This is a genomic window from Spirosoma litoris (genome assembly GCF_054776755.1).
Map to the genome: position 1 here is coordinate 714,435 of NZ_BAAHBI010000010.1, position 21,929 is coordinate 736,363.

Annotated in this window: 17 protein-coding genes and 1 pseudogene; 6 read left to right on the forward strand and 12 right to left on the reverse strand. The window is 48.7% G+C overall.

Annotation, left to right across the window (positions count from 1 at the left end):
* The first annotated feature begins 29 nt into the window (after nt 1–29).
* The 3 genes from ACYVGR_RS09455 (at nt 30) to ACYVGR_RS09465 (ending at nt 3,193) form a co-directional block, all read left to right on the forward strand.
* Entirely contained in the window at nt 30–920 is an 891-nt protein-coding gene (locus tag ACYVGR_RS09455) for an SDR family NAD(P)-dependent oxidoreductase (RefSeq protein ID WP_460955848.1), read from the forward strand.
* Nucleotides 921–939: 19 nt separating this feature from the next.
* Nucleotides 940–1,308, forward strand: a complete 369-nt coding sequence (locus ACYVGR_RS09460; protein ID WP_460955850.1) for a hypothetical protein — start codon at nt 940–942, stop codon at nt 1,306–1,308.
* A gap of 397 nt (nt 1,309–1,705) precedes the next feature.
* The gene (locus tag ACYVGR_RS09465; protein ID WP_460955852.1) at nt 1,706–3,193 is read left to right on the forward strand and encodes a S41 family peptidase; all 1,488 of its coding nucleotides are present in this window, start codon (nt 1,706–1,708) and stop codon (nt 3,191–3,193) included.
* Nucleotides 3,194–3,503: 310 nt separating this feature from the next.
* On the opposite strand, the gene ACYVGR_RS09470 is transcribed toward ACYVGR_RS09465, so the two are convergent.
* A complete protein-coding gene (locus ACYVGR_RS09470; RefSeq protein WP_460956088.1) occupies nt 3,504–5,564 on the reverse strand; it encodes a heavy metal translocating P-type ATPase in 2,061 nt (686 codons plus the stop codon).
* A 562-nt stretch (nt 5,565–6,126) separates the two neighbouring features.
* Here ACYVGR_RS09470 and ACYVGR_RS09475 point away from each other — a divergent pair.
* Nucleotides 6,127–6,548: pseudogene (locus tag ACYVGR_RS09475) on the forward strand (helix-turn-helix domain-containing protein); the annotation flags it as partial.
* A gap of 373 nt (nt 6,549–6,921) precedes the next feature.
* Here the strand turns inward: ACYVGR_RS09475 and ACYVGR_RS09480 are convergent.
* Both ACYVGR_RS09480 and ACYVGR_RS09485 read right to left on the reverse strand, forming a co-directional pair.
* Nucleotides 6,922–7,449, reverse strand: coding sequence for a GNAT family N-acetyltransferase (locus tag ACYVGR_RS09480; RefSeq protein WP_460955854.1), 528 nt, complete (start codon nt 7,447–7,449; stop codon nt 6,922–6,924).
* 168 nt (nt 7,450–7,617) lie between these two features.
* Complete coding sequence (locus ACYVGR_RS09485; RefSeq protein ID WP_460955856.1) at nt 7,618–8,451, reverse strand: SDR family oxidoreductase; 834 nt, start codon at nt 8,449–8,451, stop codon at nt 7,618–7,620.
* A gap of 194 nt (nt 8,452–8,645) precedes the next feature.
* Here ACYVGR_RS09485 and ACYVGR_RS09490 point away from each other — a divergent pair, with 194 nt between their 5' ends.
* The gene (locus ACYVGR_RS09490; RefSeq protein ID WP_460955858.1) at nt 8,646–8,990 is read left to right on the forward strand and encodes a winged helix-turn-helix transcriptional regulator; all 345 of its coding nucleotides are present in this window, start codon (nt 8,646–8,648) and stop codon (nt 8,988–8,990) included.
* A gap of 112 nt (nt 8,991–9,102) precedes the next feature.
* Here ACYVGR_RS09490 and ACYVGR_RS09495 read toward each other — a convergent pair whose 3' ends face one another.
* Nucleotides 9,103–10,506 carry a YncE family protein gene (locus tag ACYVGR_RS09495; RefSeq protein ID WP_460955860.1) on the reverse strand — a complete coding sequence of 468 codons (1,404 nt, stop codon included), beginning with the start codon at nt 10,504–10,506 and terminating at the stop codon, nt 9,103–9,105.
* A 1-nt stretch (nt 10,507) separates the two neighbouring features.
* Nucleotides 10,508–11,110, reverse strand: a complete 603-nt coding sequence (locus ACYVGR_RS09500; RefSeq protein WP_460955862.1) for a DUF305 domain-containing protein — start codon at nt 11,108–11,110, stop codon at nt 10,508–10,510.
* Nucleotides 11,111–11,295: 185 nt separating this feature from the next.
* Here ACYVGR_RS09500 and ACYVGR_RS09505 point away from each other — a divergent pair, with 185 nt between their 5' ends.
* On the forward strand, nt 11,296–12,414 hold the full coding sequence (locus ACYVGR_RS09505; RefSeq protein WP_460955864.1) for a LytTR family transcriptional regulator DNA-binding domain-containing protein: 1,119 nt from the start codon (nt 11,296–11,298) through the stop codon (nt 12,412–12,414).
* 422 nt (nt 12,415–12,836) lie between these two features.
* On the opposite strand, the gene ACYVGR_RS09510 is transcribed toward ACYVGR_RS09505, so the two are convergent.
* From ACYVGR_RS09510 to ACYVGR_RS09540, 7 genes are all read right to left on the reverse strand, one after another.
* Nucleotides 12,837–15,695, reverse strand: a complete 2,859-nt coding sequence (locus ACYVGR_RS09510) for a M16 family metallopeptidase (RefSeq protein WP_460955866.1) — start codon at nt 15,693–15,695, stop codon at nt 12,837–12,839.
* Nucleotides 15,696–15,830: 135 nt separating this feature from the next.
* Nucleotides 15,831–17,516, reverse strand: a complete 1,686-nt coding sequence (locus ACYVGR_RS09515) for a protein-disulfide reductase DsbD family protein (protein ID WP_460955868.1) — start codon at nt 17,514–17,516, stop codon at nt 15,831–15,833.
* Between the two features lie 8 nt (nt 17,517–17,524).
* Nucleotides 17,525–17,971 (reverse strand): protein-disulfide reductase DsbD domain-containing protein, encoded by a 447-nt coding sequence (locus ACYVGR_RS09520; protein ID WP_460955870.1) that lies wholly within the window; start codon nt 17,969–17,971, stop codon nt 17,525–17,527.
* Nucleotides 17,971–18,108 carry a hypothetical protein gene (locus ACYVGR_RS09525; RefSeq protein ID WP_460955872.1) on the reverse strand — a complete coding sequence of 46 codons (138 nt, stop codon included), beginning with the start codon at nt 18,106–18,108 and terminating at the stop codon, nt 17,971–17,973. The genes ACYVGR_RS09520 and ACYVGR_RS09525 overlap by 1 nt, the downstream gene beginning before the upstream one ends.
* 37 nt (nt 18,109–18,145) lie before the next feature.
* Complete coding sequence (locus ACYVGR_RS09530; RefSeq protein WP_460955874.1) at nt 18,146–19,210, reverse strand: PLP-dependent cysteine synthase family protein; 1,065 nt, start codon at nt 19,208–19,210, stop codon at nt 18,146–18,148.
* Nucleotides 19,211–19,323: 113 nt separating this feature from the next.
* Nucleotides 19,324–20,466, reverse strand: coding sequence for a redoxin domain-containing protein (locus ACYVGR_RS09535; protein ID WP_460955876.1), 1,143 nt, complete (start codon nt 20,464–20,466; stop codon nt 19,324–19,326).
* Between the two features lie 67 nt (nt 20,467–20,533).
* Nucleotides 20,534–21,919 carry a RagB/SusD family nutrient uptake outer membrane protein gene (locus ACYVGR_RS09540; protein ID WP_460955878.1) on the reverse strand — a complete coding sequence of 462 codons (1,386 nt, stop codon included), beginning with the start codon at nt 21,917–21,919 and terminating at the stop codon, nt 20,534–20,536.
* Between the last annotated feature and the right edge of the window lie 10 nt (nt 21,920–21,929).

Here is a 21,929-nt window from a genome sequence, read left to right on the forward strand (position 1 = left end):
GACCTTTGTATCAGCAAAACAAAAAAGAAATGAAAAAATCAATCTTAATCACAGGCGCATCGTCCGGTATAGGCCTGGCTAGCACCTATCTATTCAGCCAACACGGTTACCAAGTCTTTGCTACTTACCGGAGTAGCAACGATGAAGACAAACTCAGAGCGATGCCGCATGTGCATCCTATAAAACTGGATGTAACCAACACGGCTGCTATTGATCATGCGTTCCAGGAAGTAGCCAGCATCGTTGGGGAGAACGGCCTCTACGCCATCATCAACAATGCAGGAGCTACCTACACGGCTCCATTTGAATTTGCTGATGAAAAACGAGCGCGACAGGTGATGGAAGTAAACGTTATGGCGCCTTACAAAATCACGCAGACGTTTATCCCCCTGCTGAAAAAGCATAATGTCCGTAACGAGGTAAAAGCGAGAGTTGTTAATATCGCGTCATGGGCAGGCTATCTAGGCCAGCCTTTTATTCCTTTCTATAACGCATCAAAAGCTGCGCTCGTTGGTATGTCAGAATCCATGTACTACGACTTAGGATTGCTTGATATTCATGTGGTGCTGGCTTCACCAGGTGTTACTAACACTGTATTCCTCAAAAAAGCAACCGAAGATGTCGTTCAAAGCTTACAGGAGTTTGGCAAGGAGGGGCAACTGTTTTATAAACCTTACTTCGACCATTATGAAACCATCAGCGAGAGCGCCCGCCAGTCAAAGTTCTTACCAACCGCCGAGGATATAGCCAAAAAACTGCATCAGATAGTAGACGTTAAAGAGCCAAAATTCAAATACAACTTGGCGATGGATGCCATTATCGTTGACCGGATTATCACCCGATTTATTCCCTTCAGCTGGAGAGTGGCGATGAACAAACGGATGTTCAAGCTGACCAAAGTAAAACCTACTAAAGTCTAAGTTGTGTTAACGTTGATCAATGATGAAGTTAATAAGCACCGTATTGATGCTGGTCAGTGTCATCGCATCGCTCAACTACTTATTTGTTGGATTAGTAAAACCGGAAACAGTAGCGCTCTACAACAAAGTCAATCTTCCTCTTTGGGGCATACAACTCTGGGCATTGGCGTTAGGACTCAGTGGTATACTTCTCCTGTTTCCTCAAACGTTCAAACCGGCAGGGGCCTTGATGATTTTGAATTCATTATTTACAATACTATGCTTTTTAGCGATACGAGATTATAAAGGTGGATTCATTGAATTTGTGTTGCTGCAAATACCAATCTTTTTACTTTGGGTTGGTTATCCTTTATCCGTTCTTGAGAAACTTAAAAGTTGGCTTGCCTAAATGACCTGCGAGAAGAACATGTCTGACACTCACTTTAGGATTTGCGCAGCTATATTCAAGGTAGTAACGTTTGGCTCAGGATGAAAACTACCTCGTGCCAATAATGTCGATGATTGGCACAGTGAAACTCAGCAAAGCTTCACAGAAATGGACGCGCGTTAAGCCGTCTCTTTAAACCCTCCTACCTGAGACGATTGGAATAGTTATCATAAACATGCGGCTTCATGGGGCTGTAGAAGAGACTCTTAATCTTTACTGCATCCGTTAAAAGTTATTAAGGCCAGCTCTGGCAGACAACCCTAGTGGAAAATCAGGCATTACTATAGGAAACAAGCGCAAACAGGTTGTACTCATCCACAGGCGGTTAACCTTGTCGCTCTACATCCATCTTCATGCTATGAAACGATTCCTTATGTTGGCCTTTATACTACTGGTTGGGTTAGCTAACGCTCAAAACCCAATCGTATTAGCCGGTCAAAGCCTGGATAAGGCTACCCCTCAAATCCCTCCATCCGTAATGCATCGACTTTTTCCGGCTGATACCGTTAAACAGCTCATTCAGCAACTCACCAAAGAACTCAGCCTGAACCATCCCGGCTTTTACCGGTATACAACTAAGGAGGAATTTACCCAGTATATTGATTCACTGACAGCAACCATTCAGGATTCACTCTCCGAGTTTGCCGTTTACGGTAAGCTAAAGCCCCTTATGGCCAAGATTCATTGTCTTCATACGGGAATAGCCTTGTCCAACCAAGACAACGCCTTCCTCAATCAGCAAGCCAATCTACTGCCACTTCAACTCTATTTTGTGGATACTAAAGCGTTTGTCGTTAAAAACTACTCCGACGATCAGTCCATTCTCAGTGGCGATGAAGTGCTGAGTATTAATGGGCGAAGTATAGCCAAAATCAAGGAGGAACTCTTTTCGTTCATTCCATCAGACGGCTACAACTTGACGCTCAAATACCGGGCTTTACTTTATCAGTTTCCTACCTGGTATCGGCTTATTGACCCGACAGAAACCTTTACGCTTGTTACCAAGCAAAAGGGTATCTTAAAAAGATGCCAACTGAAAGGAACTACAGTTGATTCCCTGGCCCGAGATGGTTTTTTGAGGGAGCCTAGCCCTGCCAAGCAGTTGGCGTTCACCATTGAGGGGAATGTGGGGATTTTAACCATTCATTCATTTGCCCAAACAGCGATCAAACGAGGTAAGCAGGATTTTAAAGCCTTCATTGATCAAGCCTTCAAGGCATTAAAGCAAGGGAAGATTCAAAACCTAATCGTTGATTTGCGCAATAATACAGGGGGGACTGATCCTAATGCCGCCTACTTTACCAGATACTTCTTTAACCAACCTTTTCGGTATTGGGATCGGATTGAAGTGACGGAGCGATTTTCAAAACAGATCAAAGGACTAGTCTTGAAAACGTTTTATAAAAAACCTATTCAGCAGGATGGGGTCTGGATTTGGCCGGGTGCCCGTCACACCAGGGCATTCGACTTTTATCAACAGCAGCGACCCGCTAAAAACGCTTATTCTGGCAGGACCTATATCTTGATCAATGGTTTTTGTATGTCCTCCTGTGGAGACGTTGCGGCCGTGTTGGCATCGAATAAAAAAGCGGTCTTTATTGGGGAGGAAACCGGTGGGGGCTACCAGGGTAACACCAGTGGGATGCTGGTCACAGCCAAAGTGGCTCCGTTTAGTTTCAAAATTAGCCTTCCCTTACAGAAGTATGTCAACCATGTCCATCCTGTCGAACCCATTGGCCGGGGTACGATGCCTGACTATCCAATTGAGGAAAGCGTGAACGATCTTCAGGGTGGCCTCGACAGACCGCTATTGTTTACGTTAGACTTAATCAAGAAGGGTCTGTGAGAATAGAAATTAGCTATGTAAGTGCCAGCTAGGAACAAATGAGCTAGCACGGTTCATCAGGCCGTCCACTACCAGATTAGTTTACCATTTGGTTGTCCGTCGGTGTTGATATTCTCACAAAATGCTCCCTAAAGTGAGAAGTCTTCATCATGGTAAGTCAGAAATTTACCGAAGCATCAGCACAGCCTCTTTATTTGGTGATGCCCATTTTAGTAAAGGCCCGGTCGCTAAGGCTTTGGGGACCGGGTCTAACCTTTAAAAAGATAGCCAATTGAGCGGGGTAAAATTGATCGTAAAGAGGGCGCAGCTACTACCGTTTAGGGTGAAGGCTTCGTTTCAGAAGTTGGGCATTCAGTGCTACAATCACGGTGCTGGCACTCATCAATACGGCACCCAGGGCTGGACTGAGCACGAAGTGCGGATACAGCACACCGGCTGCCAATGGAACTGCAATGACATTATAACCTGTGGCCCAGAACAGGTTTTGAATCATCTTGCGGTAGGTAGCTTTGCCAAAGTCCACCAAATTGGTGATATCGGTTGGGTTGCTGTTGACCAAGATAATATCAGCCGTTTCTGCGGCAACGTCGGTACCTGAACCAACTGCGATGCCCACGTTGGCTTGTGCCAAGGCGGGCGCATCATTGACCCCATCGCCGGTCATGGCTACAAACTGGCTCTTTGCTTGCAAATCTTTCACAATCGTCACTTTCTGGCCGGGTAGCACTTGGGCATAAACGCCATCCAGCCCTAACTCACCGGCCACCGCATCCGCTACTTTCTGATTGTCGCCGGTAGCCATATAGACTTTTATCCCGGATGCCTGTAATCGCTTTGCCGCCGATTTGGAATCATCCCGAAGCTGATCGGCCAGGGCAACATATCCGGTGAGCTGATTATCCATCAAGACAAAAACCACTGTTTCCGCACCACTACCGAAGGCATCCGCCGGTAATTCAATGGCTTTCTCTTTTAAATAACCGGGACTGACTACGGCCACTAGCTTTCCGTTTACCGTGGCCGAAACGCCTTTTCCCGTGATGGACTGAAAGTTCTCAATGGCTGGCAATTTAACGTTGCGCTTTTTTGCTTCACCAACAATTCCCTGAGCAATGGGGTGTTGGGATTCCTGCTCCAGAGCTGCCGTCAGACCCAGCAAAACCGTCTCATCGAGGCTCGTGGTTAGTGGTTTGATCCGCGTTACCCCGAATTCTCCTTTGGTTAAGGTGCCGGTTTTATCGAAGACCATAGCGGTGATTTTTCGGGCTTCTTCAAAAGCCGTTCGATTTCGAATAAGCAACCCATTCTGAGCTGAAACGGCGGTAGATATGGCCACTACGAGGGGAATCGCTACGCCCAAAGCGTGTGGACAGGCCGTCACCATCACCGTCACCATTCGCTCGATCGCAAAGGCGGCATCTTTCCCAGCCCACAGCCAGGCGATCAGCGTAATGATTCCCACCGACAGGGATACAATTGTTAACCAGCCCGCTGCCCGATCGGCCAGATTCTGCGTTTGCGATTTCGCATTCTGGGCCTCAGCCACCATTTTTACAACCTTATTGAGGTAGCTATCCTCGCCTTTGTGCATCACCTTGATGGTCAGTGAACCTTCGCCGTTGACCGCTCCGGCGATGACTGGATTGCCTATTGTTTTTTGAGCGGGTACGCTTTCGCCCGTGAGCATACTTTCATTGACGGCACTGCTGCCGCCAACGACCTCACCATCCGTCGGAATGCGTTCGCCGGGTTTCACCAGTACCAAATCTCCAATAGTCAATGTCGAAACCTTGACATCGGTTAAAGTGGAACCATCCACTTTGTGGGCATCTGAAGGCAATAGTTGAACAATCAGTTCCAGCGAATGAGAGGCCCCGGCTACCGATTTCATTTCCACGTAATGCCCCAGTAACATGATGTCGATCAGGGTAGCCAGCTCAAAGAAAAAGTCCATGCCCCGCAGCCAACCGACAGACACGACTACGCTGTACACATAAGCGGTGGTGATCGCTACGGCAACCAGTGTCATCATGCCCAGTTGACGATTGCGTAATTCTCCGATCATCCCCGTGAGAAATGGCCATCCCCCGTAGCCGTAAATAATGGAGGCCAGTCCCAACACAAGCAACTCTTGAAAGGGGAAGGTAAGGTGGTAGCCGATTAACTCCTGCGCCATCGTCGACAGGGCCACAACAGGAACGGACAAGACCAGACAGATCCAGAACCGACGCAAAAAATCAGCAATCATCGCCCGGTGGTCATGTCCACTGCCATGACCCATCTGACTGTGATCCATTGCGGAATGGTTCATTTGACTATGATCCATCTGGCCCTCTTTCATTTCGCTAGGGTTCATGTCGGCAAGATGCATAGACCCTTGATGCACACCAGCACCGCGCGTTTCTTCACTTTTGGAGGAAGGGGTATGGATGTGATCATTGGTTCTATCCGCTTGACTTTCCATAACGTGAAACGCACCTACCGACGAGACTATGTGCTGAATCTCGTTCAGGGAGGGAAGCTGTTCGCCTGTCAAAACTGCCTCAGGTGGATCAACGGTTACCTGGGCATTGAGAACCCCCGTCAGTTTGGTTAAAACCTGCTGAACAGCCCTGGCCTGTTGAGTCGTTGTCAGGCCATGCAGAGTAAACCGGTACAGATGTGTCATGATTCAGTAGGAATGGTGAAAAGAAGCTAATGACTAGCTAGCTACCCGGTAGCCTACCATTAGTAACACGATAGAAATAAAAAGGGCGCGACGAATGGAAATAATATACACCTGCACCAGAATTTCATACAAAAGCCGATCAAGTCCGCTTGTCGCTTAGGTTGTCATCAAGGCAGTGGGTTTATAGCTAACTTCAAGTTTGAACCAGAATGCTTCGGTACGTTTAGCGCAGTTTCCTATACAATTGCTTACCGACATGCCTCGTTTATTCGTTTCGCACGTAGAAACCTTCCTTAACTATGCCGATCGCTTTTATCATCGGCAATTTCTCACACGGGAAAAAGCGGCTCATATTGTATTAGAGCGGCTGGAATCCGTATTGACGGTTTATTTTAATAGCCAGGATTTGCTGGCAAAAGGATTACCGACTGTCAGCTACATTGCACATTTTTAAGCCTGTCCTCTAAGTACTTAAGTAGCCTTCTTAAAGTACTAACCGGTCAAAATACCCAGCAACATATTCATGAGAAACTGATCGAAAAAGCGAAAGGAAAGCTGTCAACCAACGATTTAACCGTTAGTGAAATTGCTTACGAATTAGGGTTTGAGCATCTGTAATCGTTTAGCAAGCTGTTTAAAACGAAAACGAACCAGTCACCTCTGGAGTTTAGGACTTTATTTAACTGAAGTGTGCTAGTCACGACTTCACCAGACAAATTTCTCCAATTGACTATTTGTCGCTGCCATTCTCATCATCTCACAAAAGTCTCCCAACTGAGACGACTTTGTACAGTTCTGGTGCAAACGACAAATTATCAGAGGGGGCTGTGCCGGACCATTTTGCAGAAATACCTTAAATAGGACGTTTTAGGAAAAGCCAAGTAGGGATTATTTCGTAATCTCATGCTACAAGCAAAAAAAGGGGAGTGATAGGTGGTTCATCTACGTTCCAACTGGTAAAATACTATCTTTATAAAACGCAAATTGAAGGTGTTTTGAGATACTTGTAAAACCCTATCTGATAACCTAAATTACCTCAATATTAATTATGTGGAAAAAGTTATCTGATATGCAGCTGCATAACAACCATTCTTTTAAACTCATCTATTATAAATGGATATGATAGATCCGTTTCGTCCGTAACTATGAAGCCTTGCTTTTCATAAAACTTTACGGCATCGGCTCCCTTCATTGCTTTAAGCCATATAATCTTTTTATTCCCAGCTACCGCCAATTGCTCGACCATCTTGAGAGTGGATTTCCCTAAACCTTTTCCAGCTGCTACCTTCAAGAAATAAATTCGTTCAATTTCTAAATAATCAACGTCTTTTGTCCCATCAATAGATTTATTAATATTAATTTTTAATATTCCTACAGGAAAATCATTATCTGAAATGAGGAAAAATTTACTATCACTAGCATTCATCTCAGCCAACAATTTTTCTTCTGTAAAACTGGTTTTTATATAGTTTTTTCCTTCATCGCTCCATAAATAGGTATAATGCTCGGTGTATGATTGCCGGCATATGTCTATTATCTTCGGAATATCATTCACTGAACAATTTTTGTACGTAGTTCCTTTAATCATAGCGAATGAATAAATTATTGAATGGTGATTTTGGGCGGTGGCAGTATTAGTGACTACCGCCTGCAAACCATTCGCGAAAAATTTGGTTGAATCGACTTAAAAGTTGGCAGCCGGATAGAATAGTACTTCCAATGTTGTTCATGCAGGGCTAGATTTCCTGCACCAAACTTAGAAATTTGTAGACAGGCTGCTTTTTTTATTTTTTTCCAATGCAACAAGCTGATTATGGTAGTAACTAGTTGCCCTGGCAAAGGCGTCTTCTCCCATAACTAAATGCAAAGGCGGGTCCGCCGTTTTTACTGTATCTACAAGTATCATTGCTAATTTTTCTGGATTACCTGGCTGTTGCCCATTATACTGGGTCATTGCATCGACAAGCCCTTGGGTAGGATATCCATCAATTAAATTTTTAGCAGTTGTAAAAGATCCGGTGGCTAAGAAGCTAGTTCTGAAAAGCCCTGGAGAGACAATTGTTACTTTTATGTTAAATGGTTTAACTTCTTTTGCCAAAGCTTCTGAAAATCCAATAATTGCAGCCTTAACCGCATTATAGCTCCCTGCACTCGCATCGCCACCATAACCCGCCGATGATGAATAATTAAAAATATGTCCGCTATGCTGTTTTCTAAAGTACGGCATTACGTTTCTAATGACATTTAAGAAGGCAAATACATTCAGATTCATGGATTGTTGAAATTCCGAATTAGAGACTTCTTCCAGACTTCCTAATAGCATATAGCCTGCATTGTTTACAACCACATCAATTCTACCGAAATAATCCACTGTTTCGTTAATTGCCTTAATAACATCGCTCTCATCGGTAAGATCAACCGTCAGGGCTAATAACTCTTTATGAAGGCCCGTCTCAGCTTCAATGCTTTTCTTGTCTCTGGAGGTTGCGGCTACTTTTTGACCATTGGTCAATAATAGCTTTGTTAGTGTTAAGCCAAACCCTTTCGAGGCACCGGTGATAAACCACACTTTTTGATGTAGATCGCTCATAAACCTATTTTTTTTCAAAAGTAGGTGGAATTAAGTATCCCTTTTATACTTGTATACAAAAGGATACTTAATTTTAACAATCTAGAAATCTATTGGTCAACTTTTGGGTGGGGAAGCTAAAATAAAACCTCCTTTTTTCGCGATTATGCTGACATTACTATACTTTCGATACTTATACACTAAGATATACTTAAATGGAAGTCCAGGAAGCGATAAACTTTCAAGAGAAGATAAAATGGGTACAGGATACAATGTTTGTGTTGGGCGGAAAATGGAAACTGGCAATTATCATAGCTATGTATCACGGGAATAAACGATTTAACGACATATCGATTTCGATACCAAATATCACTAACCGTGTACTTTCCAAGGAATTAAAACATTTAGAAGAAAATCTTTTGATAAAACGAGCAATTGTCAGTGACTATCCTATCAAGGTAGAATATAGACTGACCGAATATTGCTACACCATCTCAGAAGTTTTAATTGCAATGGAAACTTGGGGCAAGCAGCATAGAGAAAAAATTAAAAGGAGCTAGCCTGTTTTATTTCGCTATGATGGAGTGCATCGGATGAAAAGAATCTGTGAAGACAGGGCAAAATTTATAACTGACTATTAATCAAACTCAAGAAATACTCAACATGATATATTTAAGGCTTATCTAGTAAGCGGAGTTCTTTTGATCGATTATCAATCAGGATAATGTGCTGGTAAGCAGAAGCCGCCTGGTCCTGAACCGAGTGCACTAGACCCGTAGACTGCCCCGTGTATCGACCCTTTTCGTCGGTTTGAAACTGGTTGATCTTGTAATCAACCATGTAGGGAGCCTCTGTCGAACGGCTGAAGGCCAGTGTGTACGAGCTATTGGGGGGAAGGTTGGTAAAAATCTGCTCCACTAAGTCAGTTAAGCCAATGGGTCGTACAGCCAGCCTGCCTAGTCCCTGATTGCCCTGGTTCGTTGGTTTTAACAAAATGATTCGGGTAGCCGTCGAATCGGATAAAGATCTGAGGTTGGCTTGGTTTCCCACATTGGTAACGGCATTTTCAGCATACACCAGAGCCTGGGGACTTTGCCCGATCTTGACCGGCGGTAGCGATTGCCTCGTTTCCAGATCAATGCCCTGTACCTGGTCGGCATACTCCAGGCCGACGTACAACCGTTTGCCGTCTGGTGCAGCCCACAAACCGTGCGGAAGCGCCCCAACGTTGATGGTATCCGTTTGGCTGAAATCCTGGGCCGGGTCAAATACCCGGACTTTGTTCTCCCCCCCCACGGTAGCCAGCATCCGCAGCTTTTTCGCGACGTAGGTAAAGGTTACGTGGTTGGTAATGGCCCCCGTGTTGATCACTTTGGCGATGCGTTGTGTTTTGGTGTCGAGCACCGTCACCTTACCCACATCTTTGTGGGTAAACGCCACCCATTCGCCCTGGGGGCTGGTAAAGATGTTCGGCGAAAAAGGGCTGACCACTGGTATTTTCTTTATGATCTGGTAGGTCGAGGTATTGACAATATCAAGCTCAGGGGTAAAGCTAGAGCACACATAAGCCAACTTACCATCGGGCGAAAAGGATACCATGCCGGGGCCATCCGCTACGGGTACCTGCCTGACTTCCCTCATACTGGCCACATCGATGACACTGATATAGGCTTCCCCCCGCACCGAAACCCAGACTTGTTTGCCGTCGGGCGTAAAGGTTGGCTCGTGGGGAGAGCGTCCCACGTACACCGTTTTCAGAACCTGATTGGTCTGGGTAGAAATAAAGGTGAGGGCGTTTGAGCCGATCGATACCACCGCCAGCAGCTTTTTGGACGGTAGGTAGCGCAGGCCGTGTACCAGTGCCTGCCCTCTGTATAGGGGTGACAGGACGTTTGGGTAGGGTTTACCCAGATCAATTTCGCCCAGAAGCCGATTGGTAGCTGGATCGATGACCGATACGGTGTTAGATACCTGGTTGGCCGTGTACACCCGGTCGTAAGCGTACCGGGATTGGGCGATGGCAGGGACGCTGCTAACCAGTAGCAGACCTAGAAGCAGCTTTTTCGGATTCATCATCTTATCTTAAATAATTGGTCATCTGGTCAATTTCGATCTGCTGACTAGCCATAAGCCCTCTAGCATAGGCCCCAATAACCGGTTCATGGCTGAATTGCAGGGCAACTTTTGCCATGTCCAGAGCCGCCTGATGGTGGGGTTTCATGACGGCGGCAAACGCCCGATCAGTGTCGGACAGGGCTTCATTGGGCGGCAGGCTGTTCATCATTAAGGCCATGCTTTGCTTCATGGCGGCATCGAATGCAGCGGGCTGGAACGTCGTGTCGGCTCTGATTTGTTTCAGCCAGAGCCGCATTTGCTCGACCTCGCTTTGTTGTTCAATCAGGATGCTCTTCGCTAACTGAATCATCTCTCGGTTGTGACCATTCGTGATTTCATAGCGTGCCATCGCGATGGCACCCTGATGATGGGCCAGCATCTGATGCAGAAAAGCCGCAACTGGCGAGTTACCGGTTGGTGCTTTGTCCATCTGTAGCATCATCGTGTCCATCATGGTCAGGTAAACGTTTTTGTTCGATGTAGCAGGCTGGATATGATGCGTGTGCTGGGCATGGGCCCAGGGATTGGTCATGACGAGCATAAAAAGTAAGCAGGCCGTTTTCATAAAAATCAGGTTGTTACTGTATGAATAAGCTTCGTAGCTTGCCTGACAAAGATGGCTGGTTGAAGGTGATCCGTTAAAGGAAATGGCCACTAAAGGGGGAAAATGGCCGGTGAAGCCGAAAAAAACACCCTGAAGGTTTCGCCCAGGTAGCTTTCGTTTGGAGGTGGTTTGGATGATTCTATGACATGAAAAAAGAAAAGGTCTATCTCTACACGGTGCTGGCGCTGTCGTTGATTGTTATGCTGGTTAGCGTGTTGACCACGAACTACCTGTTTTCGAGTGCAACAGACCGACTGCTGGAAGCGCAGCTGGACGCCAGCAAACGCGAGTCCCGTGAAATTCAGCGGCTGTTAGAAGGACAGTTAAGCAGTGGTATTGAGAAAGCTCAGGTAGTGACTAATTTGCAGAAGAGCATCGAAAATACGGATACGCAAACCGGCTTTGTGTGCATGTATGACACGACCGGTAAAGAAATCTGTCACCCCGACCCGAGTCGAATCGGCCAGCAGATCGAAACAGACAACTCGGTAGTTGGACCAATTAGAGGAAGAGAAAATCAGTCGTTTTATGCACTGCTCAACGACGGGAAAGCCGCTGGAGGTCTACGGACGTTTAGCTCCAGTCAGCGTGGATCAGAGATCATCTACGTACAACCCATCGCGAACACAAGCTGGATGCTAGCCGCTCATGCCAACCTTCAGGCCATCCATCGACAGATTGACGAGTTGCACACCCAATTTTTGCTGGCGCAGGGACTTGCCAGTACGTTGATCATCGTTTTCTCCTTTTTAGCCGTGCGGTGGATTGGCAATCGGTACGAACAGCAACTGGAAGGAGAAAAAAACGAGTTAGCCGATGAGGTAAGGACCCTGAATGCTAATCTGGTTCTATATCAGACAAAAGTCGAAAATGAGCCGTCCGTACCCGCGGTGGATGAGCCAGGCATCCAGACGGACGACACGAGCCCTAGACGTCGGATTCTCACCTATTGGAAAGACGAGCTGGTCGTGATTCCCACCGATCAAATAGCCTATTTTTATACCGCTAATTCGCTGACCTACATCTACTGTCAGGATGCCAAAGTTTATACCAGTCCAGCAAGCTTGGATGAGTTACAGAAGGGATTGGATGCGGACCAGTTTTTTCGGGCCAATCGCCAGTTTCTGATCGCCATCCGGGCTATCGACAGGATCTTCCAGTATGGCAAGAATCAGTTGAAAATTACCATTGCCCCCCAGCCGCCGGAAGATATTCTGATCAGCAAGAACAAAGTCGCCGAGTTCAAGCAGTGGCTCAACGGTTAGCTGATGGCGGTTAACGGTTATCATCATGTAGCTGTCAAGTCGATGATATGTTCTTATTTGGCGTTGGTACAATAAGGGCCCTATTTCAGTTGGCACTTGATTGTTTTAAAAATAAAATACATCATAAAATTTATTCTCAAAATACCCTCCCATCTGAGACGAAGAGAGATTTGCGTATCGATAATTCGGGCGTTTGATGCACCAAAGATAACCGACGCTTTCACTGATTCAGTTACTACATTAGTCTAGTTTACGAATCGTCAATGAAGCGGATTAATTACTTCATTTAGGGAAACGTCAGGTTAATACGAAAAAGGGCTATCCCATTGGGAAAGCCCTTTCCAAAATCTATTTTCTTAACCTAAACGAATCATGTTTAGCTGCCTCAAAGAGCACCTGGCGATTCATGCGTATCGAATTATTTATTCGTTAGACACACTTCCCGCATTACCTTCCTTATCCAATTCAACCAACTCGTACCCCAGCTTATCCAGCCCAGGTTTAATTTTAGCTTTATCGCCCACTACCAGGATAATTAATTTATCGGTGGAAAACCGCTTGAGAGCCAGTTCGCCAACCTGTTCACGGGTTAATGTGCTGAGGATCCTGGTCTGTTGTTCAACAAAATCAGCGGGTAGATTATACTCCAGAATCTGACCTAAAAACTGGGCCTTCTGAAACGGCGTTTCGTAGCGGAGGGCGTCGCGCTGACCGACCGAATTTTTGGTAAAGTTTAGTTCTTCGGCGGTAATGCCCTGTTGCGCATATTGGTTGATTTCTTTGACAAACTCAACAAGGGCGCTGTCGGTCACGGCTGCTCGAACGCCCGCCTGGGCCGTGAACGGTCCGGGCAGATACGTACTGGAAAAGCGGGACATCGCTCCGTAGGTATAACCTTTTTTCTCACGCAGATTCAGGTTGAGTCGGCTGTTGAAGGCCCCACCCAGAATGAAGTTCGTCAGGGTGCTGCGGTAGTATTCACCCGTTGCATCATAGGGAAGGTCGGTCAGGTAACCAATCCGAATTTCCGACTGGGCTGCCCCCGGTTTATCGACGAGGTAAATACGCGTTTTTTCGGCTGCTTTCGGAACGGGTAGCGTGGGTAGGGAAACCGGTTTTGCCGCCCAGTTTTTCAGGAAGGTCAGCTTCGTCAGCATGGCTTCCTTATCCACCTCGCCCACAACAACCAGCTTCGCTACGGATGGCGAAAACTGGGTGTTATAAAACTCCTTCACGTCATCCAGTGTCAGCGTTTCTACGCTCTGCCGAGTGCCGCTAACCGGAATTGCGCGGACATTGTCGTTCCCGAACAACAGGCGATTGTAGGCTTTGTTGGCAATCACCACGGGCTGCGTGCTCTGGTTGGCGATCAATTCCAACTGCTGCTTTTTCAACCGCTCGAAGTCGGCTGGATCGAACCGGGGTTCCCCCAGTTTCTCTCGCAGAATGGCCAGTGTCGCGTCCAGGTTTTTGGTCAGCGACTCGACGGAAACGCCCATTTCTTCGGGGCCAGCAAAAAAACTAATCGAACTGCCCAGCTTTTCCAGCTGGCGCGTCAGCTCTTCGGTAGAATGACTACGGGTCGCTTCGTTAAGCAGCGAGGCCGTCAGTTGAGCTACACCCGCTTTCGACAGGTTCTGCTGAGCCAGCAAGTGGCCTCCTTTCAGCGACAGATAGAGCGTTACGGTTGGCACTTCATCCGAACGGACGCCAATCATCCGCAACCCGTTCGGAAATGTTTCCTGATAAAACGGCGGTACTTTAACCGTAGGATTAGGCCCTACGGCCGGTAGCTGACTTCGGTCGAAGGTATCGGCTGGTTTGGTATACGTCAGGCCTGTATACCCGTAATCCGGTGCCTGATAGCCCGCCGGTGACGCGGTGTAATTATCCGCATGCGTAACGATCGCTTTCTGCCCTTTCGGATACACGGTGGTGATGACGGCTTTCTTTCCTTTAATGTACTGATTATACACCCGCATAACGTCGGCTTTGGTCAGTTTACGCAAGGCCGAAAGCTCGCCGGGTAGTTGATTGGGGTTGCCGTCGAAGGTCTGGAATTCGGCCAGTCGGGATACTTTGCCCGCTACGCTGCTCAGTGAACCGATCAGATCGACTTCCCGAGAAGCCTTAAACTGAGCCAGTTCATCATCGCTCACACCCTGGCGTTCCAGTTCCAGCATACTGGCCCGTAACAGCGCTTCGGCGCTGTCCAGCTGGAAGGTAGGAAGTGGCAGGGCGATCAACGAAAACTCGCCGGCTAACTCGCTCGTGGGATGGATAACATTGACCTGTACCGCTTTCTGGGTTTTCACCATACGCTGGTAGAGTCTGGAGGTTTTGCCCCCTCCCAGCACGGCCGCCAGCGCGTCGAGCGCCACTTCGTCGGGGTGATGGCGGGGAACGGTTGGGTAGGTCAACCGTAGCATCGGAAATCGAACATTATCCTCGTAGGAAACGTAGCGGTCTGCCGTCAGTACGGGCGTAGGAACCACCGTCTTTTTTACGGCCGGTCCCCGGTTGATAGGCCCAAAATACCGTAGCGCCAGCCGGACTACTTCCGCCGGAGTCACGTCACCACCCACTGTCAGTACGGCATTGTTAGGACCATACCAGCGTTTAAAGAAGTTCTTCAGGTCGTCTACACCTACCCGGTTCAGGTCTTCTACGTAACCAATAGTCAGCCATGAGTAAGGATGCCCATAGGGATACAGCGTTTTGGCAGTCACTTCTTCGGCCAGTCCGTAAGGCCGGTTGTCGTAATTCTGACCGCGTTCGTTTTTAACCGTAGCCCGCTGAATCTCGAATTTTTGCTGGGTAACCGCGTCCAGCAGAAAACCCATCCGGTCGGCTTCCAGCCAGATGGCTCGCTCCAACTGGTTGCTGGGTACCGTTTCAAAATAGTTGGTGCGGTCGCGGTTCGTCGTTCCGTTCAGCGTACCACCCGCCTGAGTCACCAGCTTGAAATGTTCGCCGTTAGCGACGTGATCAGAGCCCTGGAACATCATGTGCTCGAAAAAATGAGCGAAGCCCGATTTCCCGATTTCTTCCCGAGCTGATCCTACGTGGTACGTTACGTCGACGTGGACCAGCGGATCAGAGTGGTCTTCATGAACCACTACCGTTAGCCCATTGGGCAGTACGTACTTTTCGTAAGGGATAAGGAGGTCGCTTCCTTTTCGGGTTACTTTTTCGATCAATTTGGCTTGTGAAAAGGCAGCCTGAGTCGTCAGGCACCCGACCAGCAGGCTGAGCCATAGACTTCGTTTAACGTAATGCATGCGGTTTGAGTCGTGTTTGTTTTGCTATCGCTTTTGTCCTGGCGTCGGGCCGGGGGGGGCGGAGCCAGGACAAAAAACACCGATTTTAGCTCGTTCGTATTTAATTTCAGATAGCCTGTAGGAGATGGGAATGAATCAATAGGCCTGGCGACCTCTGTCCAGAAAGGAGACAAAATTAGCCGGATCATAATCGGCTCCCTGAGGCTGCACCAGCGGTTTGCCATCAGGCCCCAGGAGTACATAAAACGGTTGCGAATTGGCATTAAATCGGCTGGCCTGCAAATCGCTCCATTGGTTGCCAATCGTTTTGATTTTTTTACCACTGAAACTAGATACACGCTGCTCCGTTTCGGGCAATTCGGTCTTATCATCAACGTAAAGTTGAATCAGTACGTAGTCTTCCCGCAGGCGCTTGAGCACTGCCGGATCAGGCCAGACGGTGGCTTCCATTTTCCGACAATTGACGCAGGCATGGCCGGTAAAATCGACCAATACAGGTTTTCCCACTGATTTCGCGTAGTTCATTCCTTCTTCGTAATCGAAAAAAGCGTTCAGGCCCAGGGGCGCGTGAAACAGATCGTCGTATTTCTTAGCCGTTGGCGAGTGGGCCGTTTCGTTGGTCACGCCTGACTGGGTCATTCCTGACTGGGTCAGCCTTTGCGTATATAAATCAAAATCCTGGGTCTGCTGAGGAGGTAGAAAAGCGGCTACAGCTTGCAGAGGGGCACCCCACAGACCTGGCACCAGGTAAAGAGCGAAGGCCAACGACACAATGGCCATGAAGAGCCGAGGTACTGAGATACGGGTCGTGGGGCTGTCGTGGGTAAACTGCAATTTACCCAGTAGATAAAAGCCCAGCATCCCAAAAATGATGACCCACAGCACCAAAAAGACTTCCCGGTCGAACCACTGCCAGTGATACGCCAGATCGACATTCGACAGAAACTTCAGCGCCAGCGCCAGTTCCAGGAAGCCCAGGGCGACTTTTACGGAGTTGAGCCAACTCCCCGATTTGGGCAGGGAGGCCATCCAGGAGGGAAACAGCGAGAACAAGGTAAAGGGCAGCGACAAGGCCAGGGCAAAGCCAAACATACCCACGGCAGGGCCAATAAGCTGCCCCATTGACGCGGCCTGTACCAGCAGGGTACCAATGATGGGACCCGTACAGGAAAAAGAGACCAGGGCCAGTGTTGTGGCCATGAAGAAAATGCCCAGCAAGCCGCCCTGATCGGCCTTGGCGTCCATTTTGTTCGCCCATGACGTAGGTAGAACGATCTCGAAGGCCCCAAAAAACGAAGCAGCAAAGCCGATCAGCAGCAAAAAGAAGGCAAAATTGAAGAGGCCATTGGTCGATAGGTCGTTCAGGGCATCGGCTCCGAAAAGGACCGTAATCAGCAATCCCAATGATACGTAGATCCCAATGATCGATAACCCATAAATCAGCGCATGGCGGATACCCTGCGCCCGGCTTGCCGATCGTTTGGTGAAAAAGCTCACCGTCATGGGCAGGAGCGGAAAAAGGCACGGCATGAGAATGGCCGCAAAGCCACCCAGTAAACCCGCTACAAACGTGACCCAGAGGGATGGCGTAACGGCTTCCTGAGGACCTAGGCCTGTCGAGGAAGGGGTAGCGGATATGGTCGTTTGCGCTACCGTATCCGCTACTGTAGCCGACTCCTCAATTGGTGAAAACTCCAGTCCTTCCGTAGAGAGCGTATCCTGCCCCCAAGCTGTCTGAGGACCGCCGACCAGGAGCGCTACCGCCAACAAACAGGGCATTAGCCAGCGCCAACCAGAAAACAGAAATTGATGCGTAGTCATGTGGTTCATTATTTTATGGATACACTGAAGGGGATTTCGTCGGGCGGTAGGCACTGCTTGTCGTTGCAGACCATGTACTCAATTGTTCCTTTCACAACCTGGGGGTTTTTGCCGGTCAGTTTAACTTTCTGCTGAAAGATGACTTCCTTTTCGAAATAGCTCACTTCCATGTTGAATACCTTTTCCATTCGGGTGATGGGCTTCGGTTCCTGTGCCGTTCCCTGTAAGGCGTAGGCACCAGGATCGAAGGAAATCGTCGTTTTGACCGGGCCTCCTTCGCCCACGTGCTGCGAATACACATGCCAGCCCGGATCAATGGTAGCCTTCAAAAAAATGACAGCCTCCGTAGCACTTGTTTTCCGGGCTGCGTAACTCCATTTTACTGGTTTTAATACCTGCGCCTGAACGGCATAACCGGCGAGCAGCATCAGACTTGCGAATACTAGTGTTTTCATCAGTAGGTTTCTTTCGTTAAAAGCGTTAGCGAATTAGCAATTTCTGTCATCCCGACGCAGGAGGGATCTTTGGGTGATTCTATAGAGTTGTTCGTTTCCGAAGATCCCTCCTGCGTCGGGATGACAAAAATTATCATAAGTAGCTCTTGGTTAGGCAATTAATCACAGGCCACATCAGCTGAGCAACGGGTTCGCTAATCGGCTAATGGGTCGATAATCGAGGAACTGCACGTCTGGGGAGACGTAAGCCGGTTTGAGGGGTTCGGCGCGAACCAGATCCGTGCTCAAATATTTTTTGTTACTGTCGCAAAGGATGGTGACTACGACGGCATTGGCTCCCAGCTGGCTTTGTACCTGAATCGCACCGATCAGGTTGGCCCCCGACGAGATACCTACCGCCAGCCCCATATCCGTCGCCAGTTTCTGTGCCATCAGGATCGCATCGCCATCGGATGCCTGCACAACGGCGTTCAACTCCGCCAGCTTAACCAGGTCCGGAACGTACTCATCGAACAGCCCCTGAATCCGGTGCGAACCGGTTTTGTAGCCAACGGAAAGTGTTGGCGATTCGGCGGGTTCCAGCGGATGCACCTGAATCGCCGGGTTGCGTCGTTTCAGGTAGCGACCCACGCCCATAACGGTTCCTCCGGTACCAACACCCGCCACAAAGGCATCCGGTGAGCAATCGATATTCTGCAGTTGCAGCCAGATTTCGCGTCCCGTAGTCAGGTAATTGGCTTCCGCGTTGAACTGATTAGCAAACTGGCGAGGCAGAAAAATGCAAGAATCATTGGTCGCCATTTCCTCCGCTCGTCGCTGCGCCCCCCGAAAACCGCCTTCTTCCTTGGTAAACAGTTGAATGTCGGCCCCCAGACTGCTAATAATGTCCATGCGCTCCTGACTCATGCCAGCGGGCATAAGAATCGTAACGGGGTGGCCCAAGGCTCGTCCGACGGCAGCAAACGAAATACCCGTGCTGCCACTGGTCGCTTCTACAATGCGGTCGCCTGGCTTGATTAGTCCTTCCCGGTAAGACTGATGCAGGACGTGCAGGGCCATGCGATCTTTGATACTGCCCGTCAGGTTATAGTGTTCGCACTTTACGTAGAGCGAACGCGGTTCCCCCCGGTACGTATACACCAATTCCAGCATGGGCGTATTGCCAATCATGTGCCAGAGGTGCGCAAATTTCTCCCGTAGGCGGGGCGTCAAGTCAGGCGGTGCTGTCTCCGTGAGCATGTTGATGGAAAGTAAAGGCAATAGAGGAGCTGTACCCACAAAAAAGGGCAGCGATAGATGACAGGAAAAGGAATAGATCCCCCTTACCGACCTAAGCCGGTAAGGGGATGCAATTAAGGTTTGGGGTCCAGCAGTTCGGCCAGCTTTTTATGCAGTTGTTCGCCCCGTAGGTTTTTCGCCACAATTTTGCCGTTCTGATCCAGCAGAAAACTGGTTGGGACCGCTTTGATTACGTACGGACTTAATATGTCGCTCTTCCAGCCTTTCAGGTCCGACACATGATACCAACTCAGGTTATCGGCCTGAATGGCTTTTTCCCACAGGTTCTTTTTGGTGTCGAGCGAAACGCCGATAATCTCAAAGCCCTTGTCGTGAAACTTCTGATAAGCCGCTACTACGTTCGGGTTTTCTTTCCGGCAGGGACCACACCAGCTCGCCCAGAAATCAACCAGTACGTATTTTCCTTTGATCGACGAAAGACTAACCGCTTTACCGGTGGTATCGGCCAGCGTAAAGGCTGGGGCAGGCCTACCAATCCCCACTTTTTCCAGATCGCTCATCAGTTGCCGCATCTGCTGACCGTAGTACGAATTTTTCACGGCTGGCGACAGCTGAGCATAAATGGCCGGTAGTTTATCGGTTTCGGGCTCTACCGAGTAATAACTCATGGACAGAAAAGAGCTAACGACTGAGTTAGGATGCGTTCGAATGAATAGTTGGGTAAGACTATCCGCCCGGGAAAACTGGTACCGAATGGCTGCGCTTTGCTGCTTGGCCAGACTGTCGGGTAATTTGTCGGTAGGATTGGCTTTCATAGCCGCGTATTTCCTGTCAATCGCGTTCAGTTTGGTAAAAACCTCTGTCTCCAGTTCCCGGCGGTGCTGTCTCCAGAGTGTTGTCTCTTCGGAACCGTCAACCAGGGCCTGACCAAGCGAATCCTTCACAGCTTTGATCGTAACTGGCTGTGGCGTCAGGAAGAAAGGAAGAAACTGATTGCGGTTGGAAGCCAGACTGATCGACGCCGTTCCTTCATGATCGAGCGACCCTTTAAACGAAAACGTACCATCCGCGCTGATCACGGAATCCTTCACCCATTCCTCACTTTTTTGGTGATTGAAATAGATTTTCTCGTTTTTTAACCCTTTTATTTCCCCTTTTACCAGATAAGACTTTGCGGGACTACTGGGTTTGGGCTGGGCCCATCCATGCGTAGTCAAGGCGGCTGCGAAAGCCAGGAATATGAGTTGTTTTTTCATAAAATTCGATGTCGAAATGAATTAAAACGGGGTAAGTAGCATCAACCAAGGCAGTTCGTAAAGGGCCTTAGAATGTATAGCCTGGGTTCTGGGTCAGGTTCGGGTTGGCAAGCCCCTCGGCCTGTGGAATGGGATACAGCACGGCAGTTGGTTTCCAGCTCGGCTTTTTCGGAGCTAGTACCGCGTCGGCCCGGCCCGTACGTTTGAGGTCGAACCACCGATGGCCCCACTCGGCTACTAACTCGATGCGCCGTTCCTGCTCAATGGCCAGCAGCACACCGGCTTTATCCAGTGTCGTGTCCAGAGCTGCCAAACCAGCCCGGCTGCGGATGACGTTCAGATCCTGAAGAGCACCGGTCAGGTTGCCTTGCTGCGCCCGCGCTTCGGCCCGGATCAGATATTGTTCGGCCAGGCGCAACATCGTCAACTGCTCCGTTACGGTTGCGTTCGATTTGACCTTGTACTTATACGGATAACTATAGGTTTTCCCCTGATACGTAATGCTATTGACCCAGGCCGCTTTCCGCTTATCGGTTGGCTCAAATGCGCCGGGCAACTCGTCGGTGTAGATATACAATGGGTTTGCCGTAGCCGTTGCTGCCGGAATGGTCAGGGCACCAACGAAGGTATTGTTGTTGGCGAGTACAGGAGCCAGCTGCCAGATCGCTTCACTGCTGTTTTTAAGGAAAACGCCATTCGGATCACTCACCAGACTATACGTGCCGCTACCAATCAGGGCGGTCGCCTTAGCTTCCGCATTGGCCCAGTCCTGGGTGTAGAGATAGGCACGGGCCAGCAAAGCGGTTGCTGCCCATTTATTGGGTCTTCCCTTGTCTCCGGCAGTAACGTAGGCCGTTGGCAGTATACTTTCGGCTTCGGTTAAGTCTTTACTGATCGACTGGTAGACCGTTGCCTGCGCCGTGCGGGGTAATTTGGCGTTTACCTGGTAATCCGTCGAGGTCACCAGCGGCACATCCCCGAACAGATTGGTCAGGTAAAAATAGTTGAACGCCCGAATGAGTTTCGCTTCACCCAGCAACTGGTTCTTAGTCGCCGTAGATACCCCTGTAGAGGCCGTCAGGCCTTCAATGGCGGCATTGGCGTAATAGATGTATTGATAGCCTGAAGTCCAGAAATTAAAAAAATATGGACTTGCCGAAATGAGCGTGTTCGTACTAAACGCGTTGTAATCCGTCGAGGGAAAATACAACAGTTCGTCGGCCGACATCCCGGCCGCCATGGTCACCAGGCCATTGTCCAGATAATAAGCGTTCGACACAAGCATCTGCGAGTAAATGCCCGTGATGGTTGAGGTCGCTACCAGATCCCCACTAAATACCTTGTCGCTGGCAGCCAGCGTTGGCGACGGGTCAATATCCACGTACCGTTCACAGGCCGTATTGCAGAGCATCAGAGACGCCAGCGATGCAAAAACAAGTTTATTGATTTTCATAGTGACTGTT

Bases quoted from the DNA above. Each gene is read 5' to 3' on its own strand.
- ACYVGR_RS09455 (WP_460955848.1), top strand. From the start codon at position 30: ATGAAAAAATCAATCTTAATCACAGGCGCATCGTCCGGTATAGGCCTG.
- ACYVGR_RS09460 (WP_460955850.1), top strand. From the start codon at position 940: ATGATGAAGTTAATAAGCACCGTATTGATGCTGGTCAGTGTCATCGCA.
- ACYVGR_RS09465 (WP_460955852.1), top strand. From the start codon at position 1,706: ATGAAACGATTCCTTATGTTGGCCTTTATACTACTGGTTGGGTTAGCT.
- ACYVGR_RS09470 (WP_460956088.1), bottom strand. From the start codon at position 5,564: ATGCATCTTGCCGACATGAACCCTAGCGAAATGAAAGAGGGCCAGATG.
- ACYVGR_RS09480 (WP_460955854.1), bottom strand. From the start codon at position 7,449: ATGATTAAAGGAACTACGTACAAAAATTGTTCAGTGAATGATATTCCG.
- ACYVGR_RS09485 (WP_460955856.1), bottom strand. From the start codon at position 8,451: ATGAGCGATCTACATCAAAAAGTGTGGTTTATCACCGGTGCCTCGAAA.
- ACYVGR_RS09490 (WP_460955858.1), top strand. From the start codon at position 8,646: ATGGAAGTCCAGGAAGCGATAAACTTTCAAGAGAAGATAAAATGGGTA.
- ACYVGR_RS09495 (WP_460955860.1), bottom strand. From the start codon at position 10,506: ATGATGAATCCGAAAAAGCTGCTTCTAGGTCTGCTACTGGTTAGCAGC.
- ACYVGR_RS09500 (WP_460955862.1), bottom strand. From the start codon at position 11,110: ATGAAAACGGCCTGCTTACTTTTTATGCTCGTCATGACCAATCCCTGG.
- ACYVGR_RS09505 (WP_460955864.1), top strand. From the start codon at position 11,296: ATGAAAAAAGAAAAGGTCTATCTCTACACGGTGCTGGCGCTGTCGTTG.
- ACYVGR_RS09510 (WP_460955866.1), bottom strand. From the start codon at position 15,695: ATGCATTACGTTAAACGAAGTCTATGGCTCAGCCTGCTGGTCGGGTGC.
- ACYVGR_RS09515 (WP_460955868.1), bottom strand. From the start codon at position 17,516: ATGACTACGCATCAATTTCTGTTTTCTGGTTGGCGCTGGCTAATGCCC.
- ACYVGR_RS09520 (WP_460955870.1), bottom strand. From the start codon at position 17,971: ATGAAAACACTAGTATTCGCAAGTCTGATGCTGCTCGCCGGTTATGCC.
- ACYVGR_RS09525 (WP_460955872.1), bottom strand. From the start codon at position 18,108: ATGATAATTTTTGTCATCCCGACGCAGGAGGGATCTTCGGAAACGAAC.
- ACYVGR_RS09530 (WP_460955874.1), bottom strand. From the start codon at position 19,210: ATGCTCACGGAGACAGCACCGCCTGACTTGACGCCCCGCCTACGGGAG.
- ACYVGR_RS09535 (WP_460955876.1), bottom strand. From the start codon at position 20,466: ATGAAAAAACAACTCATATTCCTGGCTTTCGCAGCCGCCTTGACTACG.
- ACYVGR_RS09540 (WP_460955878.1), bottom strand. From the start codon at position 21,919: ATGAAAATCAATAAACTTGTTTTTGCATCGCTGGCGTCTCTGATGCTC.